Origin of the sequence: Streptomyces ipomoeae 91-03, from assembly GCF_000317595.1 — a bacterium.
Classification (GTDB): domain Bacteria; phylum Actinomycetota; class Actinomycetes; order Streptomycetales; family Streptomycetaceae; genus Streptomyces; species Streptomyces ipomoeae.
The window spans coordinates 1-13517 of sequence record NZ_AEJC01000315.1 but is presented as its reverse complement, the minus strand read 5'-3'; the positions used below and the strand labels follow the sequence as shown (position 1 = coordinate 13517).

At 71.9% G+C, this 13517-nt stretch carries 11 protein-coding genes and 3 pseudogenes; 4 read left to right on the top strand and 10 right to left on the bottom strand.

From position 1 onward, the window contains the following. Nucleotides 1-19: 19 nt before the first annotated feature. Nucleotides 20-1087, bottom strand: a complete 1068-nt coding sequence (locus STRIP9103_RS20910; protein WP_009316383.1) for an ADP-ribosylglycohydrolase family protein — start codon at nt 1085-1087, stop codon at nt 20-22. Between the two features lie 36 nt (nt 1088-1123). Between STRIP9103_RS20910 and STRIP9103_RS20905 the strand changes: the two genes are divergently transcribed. Continuing rightward, entirely contained in the window at nt 1124-1969 is an 846-nt protein-coding gene (locus STRIP9103_RS20905) for a helix-turn-helix domain-containing protein (RefSeq protein WP_009316378.1), read from the top strand. A 35-nt stretch (nt 1970-2004) separates the two neighbouring features. Here the strand turns inward: STRIP9103_RS20905 and STRIP9103_RS20900 are convergent, their stop codons facing one another. Beyond that, nucleotides 2005-2421 carry a hypothetical protein gene (locus STRIP9103_RS20900; RefSeq protein WP_009316380.1) on the bottom strand — a complete coding sequence of 139 codons (417 nt, stop codon included), beginning with the start codon at nt 2419-2421 and terminating at the stop codon, nt 2005-2007. 274 nt (nt 2422-2695) lie between these two features. On the opposite strand from STRIP9103_RS20900, the gene STRIP9103_RS20895 reads away from it, so the two are divergent. After that, nucleotides 2696-3559 carry a helix-turn-helix domain-containing protein gene (locus STRIP9103_RS20895; RefSeq protein WP_009316387.1) on the top strand — a complete coding sequence of 288 codons (864 nt, stop codon included), beginning with the start codon at nt 2696-2698 and terminating at the stop codon, nt 3557-3559. 47 nt (nt 3560-3606) lie between these two features. On the opposite strand, the gene dnaK is transcribed toward STRIP9103_RS20895, so the two are convergent. From dnaK to STRIP9103_RS20870, 6 genes and pseudogenes are all read right to left on the bottom strand, one after another. Further along, on the bottom strand, nt 3607-5463 hold the full coding sequence (dnaK, locus tag STRIP9103_RS20890) for a molecular chaperone DnaK (protein ID WP_048820667.1): 1857 nt from the start codon (nt 5461-5463) through the stop codon (nt 3607-3609). Between the two features lie 311 nt (nt 5464-5774). Then, nucleotides 5775-6203 (bottom strand): OsmC family protein, encoded by a 429-nt coding sequence (locus STRIP9103_RS20885; RefSeq protein WP_009316377.1) that lies wholly within the window; start codon nt 6201-6203, stop codon nt 5775-5777. A gap of 89 nt (nt 6204-6292) precedes the next feature. Further along, a pseudogene (locus STRIP9103_RS51680) lies at nt 6293-6580 on the bottom strand (DUF2201 family putative metallopeptidase); the annotation flags it as partial. Continuing rightward, a pseudogene (locus STRIP9103_RS20880) lies at nt 6557-7273 on the bottom strand (ATP-binding protein); the annotation flags it as partial. The pseudogenes STRIP9103_RS20880 and STRIP9103_RS51680, both read right to left, overlap by 24 nt. Nucleotides 7274-7446: 173 nt before the next feature. Continuing rightward, the gene (locus STRIP9103_RS20875; protein WP_234022251.1) at nt 7447-9510 is read right to left on the bottom strand and encodes a phage holin family protein; all 2064 of its coding nucleotides are present in this window, start codon (nt 9508-9510) and stop codon (nt 7447-7449) included. Nucleotides 9511-9759: 249 nt separating this feature from the next. After that, nucleotides 9760-10197: a hypothetical protein gene (locus tag STRIP9103_RS20870; RefSeq protein ID WP_063747299.1), complete on the bottom strand. Its 438-nt coding sequence runs from the start codon at nt 10195-10197 to the stop codon at nt 9760-9762. A gap of 174 nt (nt 10198-10371) precedes the next feature. Here STRIP9103_RS20870 and STRIP9103_RS20865 point away from each other — a divergent pair, with 174 nt between their 5' ends. Together STRIP9103_RS20865 and STRIP9103_RS20860 are read left to right on the top strand one after the other, a co-directional pair. Further along, nucleotides 10372-11145 carry an MBL fold metallo-hydrolase gene (locus STRIP9103_RS20865; RefSeq protein ID WP_009316381.1) on the top strand — a complete coding sequence of 258 codons (774 nt, stop codon included), beginning with the start codon at nt 10372-10374 and terminating at the stop codon, nt 11143-11145. A gap of 67 nt (nt 11146-11212) precedes the next feature. Beyond that, nucleotides 11213-11836, top strand: a complete 624-nt coding sequence (locus tag STRIP9103_RS20860) for a DedA family protein (RefSeq protein ID WP_009316391.1) — start codon at nt 11213-11215, stop codon at nt 11834-11836. A gap of 150 nt (nt 11837-11986) precedes the next feature. On the opposite strand, the gene STRIP9103_RS20855 is transcribed toward STRIP9103_RS20860, so the two are convergent. Both STRIP9103_RS20855 and STRIP9103_RS20850 read right to left on the bottom strand, forming a co-directional pair. Beyond that, nucleotides 11987-13072, bottom strand: a complete 1086-nt coding sequence (locus STRIP9103_RS20855) for an MBL fold metallo-hydrolase (protein ID WP_009316379.1) — start codon at nt 13070-13072, stop codon at nt 11987-11989. A gap of 74 nt (nt 13073-13146) precedes the next feature. Continuing rightward, nucleotides 13147-13517 (bottom strand): annotated as a pseudogene (locus STRIP9103_RS20850) (pyridoxal phosphate-dependent aminotransferase); the annotation flags it as partial.

Here is a 13517-nt window from a genome sequence, read left to right as displayed (position 1 = left end):
GCGTACTCCGTCGGCGCCGTCAGATCCGTACGCTCTCCGTCGCGAAATCGTCCGCCAGTACGGTGATCTCGGCGCGGCCCTCCGTGGCGGTCACCCAGTCGTGCGGCAGGCCGTGGTCGCCGTAGTGGGTGCCGAGGAGGTTGCCGCAGATGGAGCCGGTGGAGTCGCTGTCTCCGGAGTGGTTGACCGCGAGGAGCAGGGCCTCGGTGATGCTGCGCGTGGCGAGGGCGCAGTAGACGCCCATGGCCAGGGCCTCCTCGGCGATCCAGCCGGCACCGAGGGACTCGACCTTCTCGGCGGTCGGCGCGCCCTGGGCGGCGAGGTCGAGGGCGCGGTCGAGGGCGGCCGTGGTCTCCTCGTGGCCGGGATGCCGGGCGAGCAGCCGCATGGCGCGCAGTACGGCGCCCTCCAACGACTCGTCGGCCATCAGGTACGCCACGATCGCGGCGAGCGTACCGGCGGCGTAGTACCCGGTGGGGTGCCCATGGGTCATCTGGGAGCATCGCGCGGCCATGTCGAACGCGGTCTCGGCCGGGACGCGGGCCAGTCCGAAGGGCGCCGCGCGCATGACCGTGCCGCAGCCCTTGGAGTCCGGGTTGACGGGCCCGGGCCTGCCGAGCGGGGCGGCGGGGTCGGGGTGGTGGACCTGGGCGAGGCCGGAGAGGCAGGCGTTGCCGGGGGCGCGACGGGCGTACAGCCAGGGCTGGGCGGCGAGACCGGAGACGACGCGCGGGTCGGGGCCTGGCTGCCGCTGGGTGTCGAGCCAGCGGCCGTAGGCGTCCCGGACCAGCTCGGGCCAGGCGTCGTCGACACCCTTGAGTCGCGCCCGCTCGTGTGCCTGGCGCAGCCCCTCGACGGTGAAGAGGGTCATCTGGGTGTCGTCGCTGACCCGCCCCACGACCCCCTCCGCGTCCGGCACGAGCCCGGTCACCCCGGAGCCGCCGTGCTGGGCGCGGATGATGTCGAGCGAGGCGAACTCGATCGGATAGCCGAGCGCGTCTCCGACCGCTCCGCCGAGCAGGCACCCTCGTACCCGTGCCCGGTGGACCGCGGTCGCCTCCCAGGACGGGTTCCACGGGTTGTACACGCGCCACTCCTCGATCGCCTCGGCTACGTTCTCCGTATGACCATTGTCCCGTCCGGCACCGCAGGCCGCCCCACCGCCCCTTCCGACCGGGGCGTCGGTCCGCTGCTGCGGGCCTGGCGGGAGCGACGGCGGGTCAGCCAGCTGGAGTTGGCGCTGCGCGCCGGTTCCTCGGCACGGCACATCAGCTTCGTGGAGACGGGCCGCTCCCGCCCGAGCGAGGAGATGGTGCTGCGGCTCGCCGAGCATCTGGACGTCCCCGTACGGGAACGCAACGCGCTTCTCCTGGCGGCGGGTTACGCCCCGCACTACCCCGAGACCCCGCTGGACGACCCGGCGATGGCCACCCTCCGCGAAGGCGTGGAGCGGCTGATCCAGGGCTACGAGCCGTATCCGGCGCTGGTGGTCGACGCGATGTACGACGTCATCGCCGCCAACCAGGGCATCGCCCTGCTGCTCGACGGCGTCCCGGAGTCACTGCTCGTACCGCCGCTCAACGCGATGCGTCTGACCCTCCACCCCGAGGGCCTGGCGCCACGCATCCACAACCTCCGCGCCTGGCGCGGCCATCTGCTGCACCAGATGGAACGCCAGATCGCCCTGCACCGCTCGGAACCGCTGCGCGCGCTGTACGAGGAGGTCGCGGCGTATCCGCTGCCGCCGGGCACGCCCGATGAGGAACCTTCGGACGGCCCCGGCGCCGAGGCGAGCGCGTACTTCGCACTGCCACTGCGGATCGAGCACGACGGCCGGGTGCTGTCCTTCGTCTCCTCCATCTCCACGTTCAACACCCCCATGGACGTGACCGTCGCCGAGCTGGCCATCGAGACGCTGCTCCCGGCCGACCCGGAGACGGTCAAGTACCTCCACTCACTGATGACTTGATGAGTCCGTCGCCGGCCTGACGGCCCGGCGTCCGATCAAGCCCTGCTCGCCCGTACGGCGATGAACTGCGCCCCCGCGAACCCGGCCACGGTGATCGCCTGGAGCACCGTCCACACCGCACCCGCCGTGCTCGGCCTCAGCCAGAGCGCCAGGGCGACGAGGCTGAGGATGCTCCAGGCGAGGTTTGCCTCGATCACGGCCCGCGCGGGCAGGGCCGGCGGGCGCTCGCGGGAGGCGAGAAGGCCCACGGCGGCGGCGTACACCGTGAGGAACACGCCGAGCCCGAGCAGCAGGCCCGAGTCGACGCCGAGGAACCGGCCGAGCGGCCCGGAGGCGAACAGATAGGCGAGCCCGTTCACGCCCGTGACCACGGCGTCCACGGCCAGGAACCGGCGCAGCATGGTCCGGGGGTCGGCGGTGCGGGCGAGAGCGGCGAGCTGGGTTGCGGACATGGCGAGTCACCCTCCGTCGAGGTGGAGTACCACGGGAAATGAGCCACGGGCTGTGAGCCGCGGGACCCGGATCCCGGGCCGGAGTGCGCCGGCCCGGAACCCGGTGCCCTCACTGTGCCGCGCGCGGCCCGGGGCGGTCGATTACCCCGGAGGTCATGGCACCCCTTACTCTGGGGGGTCGTCATGGCACCCGTGGGTTCCGGTCGGCCCACATGAGATGTCCACCGGAACATGACAGACTGTTCGCGTACTTAGGCGCGTGGGGAGGCGTGGCGTGAGTGAGCGGCGGGCCGCGCCCACCGTGGGCCAGGTGGTGCTCGGAAGACGGCTGCAGGAACTGCGTGAGGCCGCCGGGCTCAAGCGTGAGGAAGCGGCACGGGTCCTACGGGTCGCCGCGGCGACCGTACGGCGGATGGAGGCCGCCGATGTCGCCCTCAAGATCCCCTATGTACAGGTGCTGCTGACCACGTACGGGGTCGGTGAACGGGATGTCGACGCGTTCGTGAAGCTGGTCGAGGAGGCGAACCGGCCCGGGTGGTGGCAGCGGTTCCATGATGTGCTGCCCGACTGGTTCAGCCTGTATGTGAGCCTCGAAGGGGCGGCGCATCTGATCCGGCAGTACGAGCCGCACTTCGTGCCCGGGATGCTCCAGACCGAGGACTACGCGCGCGCCGTCATGGAGGCCGGGATCGTCGGCCAGACCAGCCCCGAGACCATCGAGCGCCATGTCTCGCTCCGCATGGCCCGGCAGAAGCTCCTCACCCGCGAGGACCCACCGCACCTCTGGGTGATCATGGATGAGACCGCGCTCCTGCGTCCGGTCAGCATCCGCGGCGAGGTCATGCGCGACCAGATCGACCGTCTCCTGGACGTCACGGAGAACGATCACATCACCCTGCAGGTCGCCGAGTTCGCCAGCGGCCCGCACCCCGGCACCTACGCCCCCTTCTCCCTCTTCCGCTTCGCCGAACCGGAACTCCCCGACATGGTCTACACCGAGTACCTCACCGGCGCCCTCTACCTCGACTCCCGCACCGAGGTCGCCATGCACCTGGAGGTCCTGGACCACATGGCAGCGCACGCGGCGTCCGCCGAGCGGACCAGGCAGCTCCTGGAGCACCACCGCGACAGGTTCTGAACACCGGCCTGGGTCCGAGGAAGGAGCAGCCGTACTCCCTGGCTGGTCTACGCGGCGCCGTTCTTCGGGTTCTTCTCGTCGTCCACGATTTCCGCGTCCACGACGCCCTCCTCCTCGGTGGGGCCCGGGGGCGGCTCTTCGGTCGAACCGCCGGAGGCTGACGCGTACATGGCCTGGCCCATTCGCTGGCTGACCGAGGCGAGTTCCTCGATGCCGGCCCGGATGGCCGCGGTGTCCTCGGGGTTCTCCAGGCGGCGTTTCAGCTCGGTGACGGCGGATTCGACCTCCGTCCTGGTGTCGGTCGGGATGCGATCGTCGTTGTCCCGGAGGAATCGCTCGGTCTGGTAGACGAGTTGCTCGGCCTGGTTGCGGGTCTCGGCGGCCTCGCGGCGGCGGCGGTCCTCGTCGGCGTACTGCTCGGCCTCCCGCATCATGCGGTCGATGTCCTCCTTGGGGAGGGCGGAGCCGCCGGTCACCGTCATCTTCTGCTCGCGGCCGGTGGCGAGGTCCTTGGCAAAGACGTGCATGATCCCGTTGGCGTCGATGTCGAAGGCGACCTCGATCTGCGGGACCCCGCGCGGAGCGGGCGGCAGCCCGGTGAGGTCGAAGACGCCCAGCTTCTTGTTGTACGCGGCGATCTCCCGCTCGCCCTGATAGACCTGGATGCCGACCGAGGGCTGGTTGTCGGCGGCGGTGGTGAAGATCTCCGAACGCCGGGTGGGGATCGTCGTGTTGCGCTCGATCAGCTTGGTCATGATGCCGCCCTTGGTCTCGATGCCCAGGGACAGCGGGGTGACGTCGAGAAGGAGTACGTCCTTGACGTCGCCCCGGAGGACGCCCGCCTGGAGTGCGGCGCCCACGGCCACCACCTCGTCGGGGTTCACGCCCTTGTGCGGGTCCTTGCCGGTGAGTTCCTTGACCAGGTCGGTCACGGCGGGCATCCGGGTCGAGCCGCCGACGAGGATGACGTGGTCGATCGCGGCGAGCTTCACCCCCGCGTCCTTGACGGCCTGGTGGAACGGTGTCTTGCAGCGGTCGAGCAGGTCGGCGGTCAGCTCCTGGAACTGGGCGCGCGTCAGCTTCTCGTCGAGGTGGAGCGGCCCCTCGGCGGAGGCGGTGATGTAGGGCAGGTTGATGGACGTCTCGGTGGAGCTGGACAGCTCGATCTTGGCCTTCTCGGCGCCCTCGCGCAGCCGCTGGAGCGCCATCTTGTCGTTGCCGAGGTCGATGCCGTGCTGCCCCTTGAACCGTTTGACCAGGTACTCCACGATCCGCTGGTCCCAGTCGTCGCCGCCGAGACGCGTGTCGCCGTTGGTGGCCTTGACCTCGATGACCCCGTCGCCGATCTCCAGGAGCGACACGTCGAACGTGCCGCCGCCGAGGTCGAAGACGAGGACGGTCTGCTCCTCGCCCCGGTCGAGTCCGTACGCGAGGGCGGCGGCCGTGGGTTCGTTGATGATCCGCAGGACCTTCAGGCCCGCGATCTCCCCGGCCTCCTTGGTCGCCTGCCGCTGGGCGTCGTCGAAGTACGCCGGCACGGTGATCACGGCGTCGGTGACGTCCTCACCGAGGTACGACTCGGTGTCCCGCTTCAGCTTCTGCAGCACCCTCGCGGACAACTCCTGGGCCCGGTAGCGGGTACCGTCCACGGAGCCCTGCTCCGGGAAGCGCCAACCCCCGTCGCCCATGTGGCGCTTGACGGAGCGAGCCGTGCGCTCGACGTTCGTCACGGCCTGCCGCTTGGCGACCTCGCCCACGAGCACTTCGCCGTTCTTGGCGAACGCCACCACGGAGGGTGTCGTCCGCTGACCCTCCGCGTTGACGACCACAGTCGGTTCGCCGCCCTCCAGCACCGCCACCACAGAGTTCGTCGTCCCGAGATCGATTCCGACCGCACGCCCCATCGCCGTCCCCTTCCAGCTCGGGTTCTCGCTTCCGGCTTCCCGCACCTCCAGCACAAAACTTGAGTGCACTCTTGTCAATGGGGCATACGACCACCGGCTATGGGACGCGAGCCCGTACGCGACGCACGTGGGCGGTTCACGGGGGCACGCGGGCGGTTCACGCGGGCGCGCGGGCGCTTTCAGGGGCGTCTGCGGACCGCGGGCGCCAGGCCTGCGCGTCCGGGAGGACGGCGTCGCGGTGACCGGACAGGTACCCCGAGCGAGGGCTTGTCCGGTCACCGGCGGCCTGTGACGGGTCGGAGACCCGCCGCTCAGGCCAGCTTGGCCGACAGGGTGATCGGTACGGCCTTGAGGGCCTGGCTGACAGGGCAGTTCACCTTGGCGTTCTCGGCGGCGGCGACGAAGCCCTCCTCGTCGAGGCCCGGCACGGTGCCCTCCACGGTGATGTGGATGCCGGTGATGCCCTCACCCGGCTGGAACGTCACGTCGGCCGAGGTCAGAAGCTTGGTGGGCGGGGTGCCTGCGCCGGCGAGGCCGTGGGACAACGCCATGGAGAAGCAGCTGGAGTGGGCGGCGGCGATCAGCTCCTCGGGGCTGGTCCTGCCGTTCGCGTCCTGGGCACGTGATGCCCACGTCACCGGCTGCTCGGCGATGGCACCGGAGGAGTCGAAGCTGACGACACCGTTGCCCTCGAGCAGGTTGCCTTCCCAGACGGTGTGTGCGGAGCGCGTGGTAGCCACGGTCAATCCTTTCGCGTGAGGTCCCGGTTCCCGTGTCCCGGTCCCGAGTTGCCTGCCCCCATCCGATCACACTCCGGCCCGTATCGGCCTCATCTCACCCTGAACACCGGCCCACGCGGGGTGAACGGTAGGCGACCGCCTTGTGGAATCAGGTACGCGTGCTCGCGACGGACGCGCAGGGCGTCGCACCAGCCGTCCGTGATGACGAGGATCGGGGCGCCCGGCGGGAAGTCGTCCGCACGGTGCAACAGGTCGATGCCCGGCTGCAGCGCGGTGCCGCCACGGCCGTGGACGCGGACGCGGCCGGCGATCTCGGTGGGCGGCAGGAAGCCGGCGTCGTGCGGGGCCACGTCGCAGAAGACGACCGCGTGCGCGGGCGTCAGCGTGCCGTGGGCGAGCACCCGCAGGGTCTCCTCGTCGAGGTCCCGCCCGAAGGAGTGCAGGGCGTCGGAGAGCATGTGCCAGGAGCGGGGCGTGGAGAACGGCTCCTCGGTCTTCGGCGGCTTGGACCACAGATGGTCCGGCCGGTCGGTGAGATGGTCCAGGATCCAGGGGTGGATGCCGCTGTCCGCCGCCCACGCGAGCCAGTCCTTCGCCGACGCCTCCAGGTGGACGTGGGTGAGACGGTTGACCAGCGCGGAGGCGATGGGGCGGGCGAGGGCGTTGTCGGTGGCGCGGTTGCCGGCGCCGATGACGATCGACCCCTTCGGCAGCTCGTAGTTGCCGATACGGCGGTCCAGGATCAGCGAGTAGAACGCCTTCTGCACATCCGGGGTCGCCGCGTTCAGCTCGTCCAGGAACAGGCAGTACGGCTCGTCGCGGGCGATCGCCTCCGGCGGGCAGAACACCGAGCGGCCGTCACGGATCTGCGGTACGCCGATCAGGTCCTCCGGCGCCAGCTGCGTGCCCAGCAGGCTCACGCACTCCAGGCCCAGCGACTGGGCGAAGTCCCTCACCAGGGACGACTTTCCGATGCCGGGGGCGCCCCAGACGAACACCGGCCGCACGGTGGCGAGGTTCAGCAGCAACTCGGGGATACGGGAAGGGGTGACGGTGACGGCTGCCTGCAAGGGGTGGGCTCCTGGGGTTGTCCTCCGGACGGTGCGATCCAGTGTGGGCCGGGGGCCCTGTACGGTGCAGCCGAATTTTTGTGGCCCGGGTGCCTGGGCGTCTGCCGGGTTCTGTCGGTCTGCGGGTGCGGGTTCGTTCCGGCTGGTCGCGCCCGCGCGGCGGTAGCCGCAGATCAACTCTGCCCCGCGCTCCTTCGGGGCGCGCTGGTGTCGGCCGGCAACGGCACCTGGGGGCCGTTGGATTCCCTCAGCCAGCGTCTCAGTACTCGGTGGATCTGTTCGGCGCCCACCAGTTCCTCGTTGTCCTCCACCGGGGCCGAGAGTGCCAGCGGGGACAGCAGGAAGGGGCGGCTCTGGCAGCCGCCCAGGCCGCCGTGGGAGCCGATCTGTTCCTCGAAGGCCAGGACTTCGCCCTCCCCCGGGTCGTACCAGGAGTTGACCATGATGTCGGCCGTGTGCGGAAAGGTGTGGGTGCGGCGTACGGCTTCTGCGGCGCCCGGGCCGAAGTCGGCCAGCGGGCCCGGGTTTTCGTCGGTCAGCTCATCCATGGGGATCTCCGCGCCGTGCGCGCCGAGTACGACGCCGCCGTGCTGCTCGCTGCGGACCAGGACGAAGCCGATGCCGGGGTGGTTGGCGAGGGTGGAGAGCAGGGCCGGGTGGCGGGCGTCGATCTCCTCGCGGGTCATGCGGTGCGGGACGTCCGGGAAGGAGACGAGTCCGAGGTTGCCGGAGGCCAGGACGATGGGCTCGGAGCGGCGGGTCGGCCGGTGCTGTTCGGCGCCCTCCTCGACCGGGATGCGCAGCGCGGCGCGTACCGCCGCGCGGGCCTCGGCGCCGCTGTGGGTGCGCTGGGCCTTGCGGGGTACGGGCAGACCGCAGCCGGCGCGGACCAGGTTGCCGAGGGTGAGGCCGTAGCGGCCCAGGAAGGTCTCGCCGGGGCTCTGGCCGTGGTCGGAGAGCAGCACTATGCGATAGGCGCGCGGGGCGTGTTCGGCGACCTGGGCGATCAACGCCAGGGAGCGGTCGAGGCGTTCGAGGACCTTCTCGGCGTCCCGGCTGTGCGGGCCGGAGTGGTGGGCGACCTCGTCGTACGCCACCAGGTCCGCGTAGATCGCGGCGCGGCCGGCGAACATGTCGCCGATCACCGCGCTGACGACGACATCGCGTTCGACGACGGTGGCGAAGGCGCGGATGAACGGGTAGAGGCCGCCGCGCTTGACGCGGGGCCGCTGCTCGCGGAGCCGGGCGCGGGTGGACTGGCCTGTCTCGCGCAGCACGTCGGCGACGAAGGACAGGGCGGTGCGGACCGCGTTGGCGGGGTCGGAGAAGTAGGCGAAGTACCCGGCGCGGGACCGGTTCCGCCTGTCCCGGCGGGCGGCGATGGACAGGACGAGCGCGAGCTGGTCGGCGCCGCCGCTGAAGAGGTTGCCCCGGCTGGCGCCGTCGACGGTGAGCAGGCCGCCGTCGCCGGTGCGCTCGATGGCCCGGCGCTGGAGTTCGGCGGCGTTGGAGGGACGGTTGCAGACCATCACCTCCCGGCTCTCCTTCTCGTACCAGCGGAAGGCCGGTACGTCGTGGTTGGTGCCGTGCAGGATGCCGAGCTGGCTGGCGCCGGTCTGGCTGGACCAGTCGGTGCGCCAGGGGGTGAGCCGGTGGGTGGGCCGGGGGTGGGGCCTCTCGGGTGTCGGAAGGCCGAGCCACTCGGCCACGGTCGGCATGAGGCCCTTCTCCGTCGCCGCCTCCAGGACGTCGTGGCCGACGCCGTCGAGCTGGAGGAAGACGGTGCCGGGTCCGACGGGTCCGGGTCGGCCCTCGACGTGCCTGCGGCGGCGGTCGGCCAGCCGGTACAGCCGGCGCCGGTACGCGTCGTCGTCCCGTACGGCGAGGGCACCACCGGTGGCGGAGGCGACGGCGGACATCACGGCGGCGACCACCACGGCGGTCTCGGGCGCGGCCTCGCCGTCACCGGAGGGAGTGAGCCACAGCGCGATCAGGAGCAGGGAGCCGTTGAGGAAGAAGACCAGCAGACCGAGGACGAGTGCGGGGACCAGCAGCAACGCCCGTACCAGCAGCGGCCACACCAGCGAGGACAGCAGGCCGAACGCCCCGGCGCCCAGGGCGGCGGTGACGGCGATCTGGGTGGCGCTCTCACCGCTGCGGGACTGCAGCCTGAAGTCGGGCAGCGCCCCGGCGAGCACCAGCATCGTCAGCGTGGACACCGCCCACACGGCCAACATGCGCCAGAACCCGCTCAGCACCCTCCGCCAACGCTCACCGCCCACGCCAGGCCACCTCACGTCCCGTTGCTGCGCCCAGCCTGTCACACCGGCCGGGGGCGGCGGGGCGGCGCCGGGGGGTGGCATCGGGGGCAGGGTGGGGGCACGGATTCGAGGGCGTACGGGCCGCGCTCGACGGTCGTCGGCCGTCCGCGCCCGGCGCCCGTCGTGGCCCCGGCCGCCGTGCCCCCGAACCAGGGTCCTTCTGGCTCAGCGGCCGTCGTACCCGGCGGTCGGCATCGACAGGCGGCGGTGTACGCGGGCCTTCATCTGGGCGTCGTAGGCGGGTTCGGCGCGGCCGACGGTCTCGACGCGGACGCCGCGGCGGGCGCACTCGGCGGTGAAGTCGTCGACGGAGGCGAGAGCGCGTTCGAGGACGCGGCGGCTGGGGGCGACGAAGAGATCGACGAGGCCGGCGTCGACGTCCGCCCACAGGGCGCAGTGATCGGGGCGCAGACCCCGTACGAGCAGCTCGCGCGTCACCACGTAGCCGCGCTCGGCGGCCCAGCGGGCGCACATGGCGTGTTGGCTGCGGGAGTCGACCAGGAAGGGATCGGCCTCCAGCTCCTCCAGAGGGGTCAGGCTGGCGATGGCCGCGACCCGTAGGACGGGGCCGTGCCCCGCCTGCCCCGGGCACTGCCGGGGCATCCCCGCGCAGGGCAGCCCGGAGGCGTCGCTCTTGTCCCTCTTGTCTCCCACGGCGTCCCCCTCACCTCCGCAGTCCAGGCCTGCCCGACGGATCATGCCGTGGAAGCGGGGCCTGGCCGCAGACCCTACTCCAGCCCGTAGGCTCGGGGGAGTAGCGCGAAGGAGGCGAACGGAGTGCCGGTGGAGATCACCTGGTGGGGGCATGCCACCTGCACCGTGGAGGACTCGGGCACGCGCGTGCTGACCGATCCGCTCTTCACGCGCCGGCTCGCGCATCTGCGCAGGCGCCGGGGCGCGCCACCCCCGCCCGAGGCGGCGGTCGCGGATGTCGCGCTGGTGTCGCATCTGCACGCGGACCATCTGCATGTGCCCTCCCTGGCCCGGCTGGCGCCGGGTACCCGGCTGCTGGTGCCGCGCGGTGCGCCGCGCCAGGTGCCGGGGCTGCGCAGACTGGCGCATCTCCGGCTCACCGAGGTGGCGCCCGGGGACGAGGTCAGGGTCCGTGACCTGGTCGTACGCGCGGTTCCGGCGCGGCATGACGGGCGGCGGCTGCCGGTCGGGCCGCACCGTTCGCCGGCGCTCGGCTATGTGGTCGAGGGCGACGCGCGGACGTACTTCGCCGGGGACACCGGGCTGTTCGAGTCGATGGCCAAGGAGGTCGGGCCGGTCGACGTGGCGCTGCTGCCGGTCGGCGGCTGGGGACCGTACCTCGGTGAGGGGCACCTGAACGCGGGGCGCGCGGCGGAGGCGCTCGCGCGGCTTGCGCCCCGGAGCGCGGTGCCGGTGCACTACGGCACGTACTGGCCGATCGGTCTGGACGCCGTGCGCCCCCATGAATTCCACGCGCCGGGTGAGGAGTTCGTACGCCTCGCCGCCACGCGCGCCCCCGAGGTGGCCGTGCACCGGCTGGGCCACGGGGAGCGCGTACGGCCGGGGGTGGCGCGGTGAGACATGGCTCCGGGGGCCGCCGGGGCGGGACGGTCCGGTCTGCGGGTGGATTCGGGGAGGGCGTCCGGTGATCGTCCTGTCCGCAGTGAGCACCCCGCTGCCGCACGAGTCCACGCAGCAGGCGATCGGCTATCCGACGCTGTTCCTGCTGGTGCTGATCGGGGCGCTGGTGCCGGTGGTGCCTACCGGAGCGCTGGTCAGCTCGGCCGCCGTCGTGGCGTTCCACCAGACGGCGCCGTTCGCGCTGCTGCTGGTGTTCGTGGTGGCGTCGGTCGCCGCGTTCCTCGGCGACATCGCGCTGTACTGGCTGGGGCGGCGCGGGATGGGCTCGAAGAACGGATCCCGCTGGCTGGAGGCGATCCGCCGCCGGGCACCGGAGGACCGGCTGGCCCAGGCCCAGGAGAAGCTCGACGCCCACGGGGTGACCGTGCTGGTGGTGTCCCGGCTGGTGCCGGCGGGGCGTCTGCCGGTGATGCTGGCCTGTCTGCTGGCCGAGATGCCGTTGCGGCGGTTCGCCCGGGGGAACCTTCCGGCGTGCCTTGCGTGGGCGGTGACTTATCAGTTGATCGGCATCCTTGGGGGGTCCTTGTTCAAGGAGCCGTGGGAGGGGGTCCTCGCGGCGGTTGTGTTGACGTTGGTGATCAGTGCGGTGCCGACGCTCTGGCGGCGGATTCGGGAGCGGTCCGTTTGAGGGCCGGGGGAGCTCGGGGGTGGTGTGGAATGCGGGCCGCGGGTGCGTCGTGGCTGGTCGCGCCCACGCGGCGGAGCCGCACATCGACACAGCCCCGCGCCCCTTTCAGGGGCTGCGCCCCTCAGTAGGCGCGGGGGTGACCCTGCGAATTCAGTCCAGCACCCTGGAGGCGCCGATCGGGAGGTCCCAAAGGTTCTCCCGTGGAAGCCCTGTGGCCGCCCAGGCCGCCCGTACCCGGGTCAGCGGTTCAAGCACCGGCTCCGCCGACAGGATGAACGTGGCCCAGTGCATGGGGGCCATGTGGTGGGCGCCCAGGTCCTGGAAGGCCTGGACCGCCTCCTCGGGGTCGCAGTGGACGTCGCTGAGCCACCAGCGGGGGTCGTAGGCGCCGATCGGGAGGAGGGCGAGGTCGATGCCGGGGTAACGGCGGCCGATGAGGGAGAACCAGTGGCCGTAGCCCGTGTCGCCGGCGAAGTACACGCGCTTGCCGTCGGGGGCCGTGAGCACCCAGCCGCCCCACAGGGAGCGACAGGTGTCGGTGAGGGTGCGCTTGGACCAGTGGTGGGCCGGTACGAAGTCGAAGCGGACGCCGTCGAGTCGGGCCGCCTCCCACCAGTCCAGCTCGGTGACACGGGTGAACCGGCGGCGCCGGAACCAGCCGCCGAGCCCGGCGGGGACGAACACCGGGGTGTGACGCGGGAGTCGGCGCAGGGTGGGCGCGTCCAGGTGGTCGTAGTGGTTGTGGCTGATGACGACGGCGTCCACGCGCGGCAACGCCTCCCAGGCGACGCCGACCGGGGTGATCCGGGCGGGGGTGCCGAGGATCCGGCGGGACCAGACCGGGTCGGTGAGGACCGTGAGCCCGCCGATCCGCACCACCCAACTCGCGTGCCCCACCCAGGAGACGGCGACGGTACGCGCGTCCACGCGGGGCAACGGGGCGGGCTCGTACGGCAGTCGGGGGATGTCGACGAGTCCGGTGGCCCCCGGGCGCACCGCGCCCTCGCGGGCGAACCGGGCGAACGCCTTCAGGCCCGGCAGGGGTGTGGTCAGCCGGTCGGCGAAGGATCTCTGCCAACGGCGCCGCTCACCGAGGGGACGGGGCTCGGAGAGCGGCGGGGACGCGGGCGCCGGGGCGGCTGCCGATCCGGTCGGTGAAACCTCTGCTGAAACGGTCGGTGGAACGTCTGCTGACGTGGTGTTCGAGGTGGTCGTCGACTCGGACTGCTGCGTCATCGAGGAGGCTCCCGTCGCTGAGCGTCATCGCGTTGGATCGTCGTCGTTGAAGACCGTGGGCCGGAGAACCGTCGTCATCGAAGATCCTCCAAGGCCGATCCGAACAAGGTCAACGCGCGTTCCACATGGGGTTGTTCCAGCGGGTCGGGCGCGGCGAGGGTCTGCGCCCGCTCCTCGTCGGTGGCGCCGAGGAACGGCCCGGTGGACAGCCGGACGCGCAGCGCCCCCAGGTCGTCCCCGAACCGGTGACCGCCGGGCGCGGGCATGCCGAGCCGGGCGGTGAGGAAGTCCTCCAACTCCTGGGCGTCGCCGACCCCGTGCGCGGTGAGCACCGAACGCAGCGGGGACAGGTCGGCGTACAGATGCCGGCCGGCGCTCGGCGGCAGTGCGAGCGCCCCGGCGGCCACCACGGCGCGGTGCGCGGCGGTGGCGAGGCGCGCGTGCA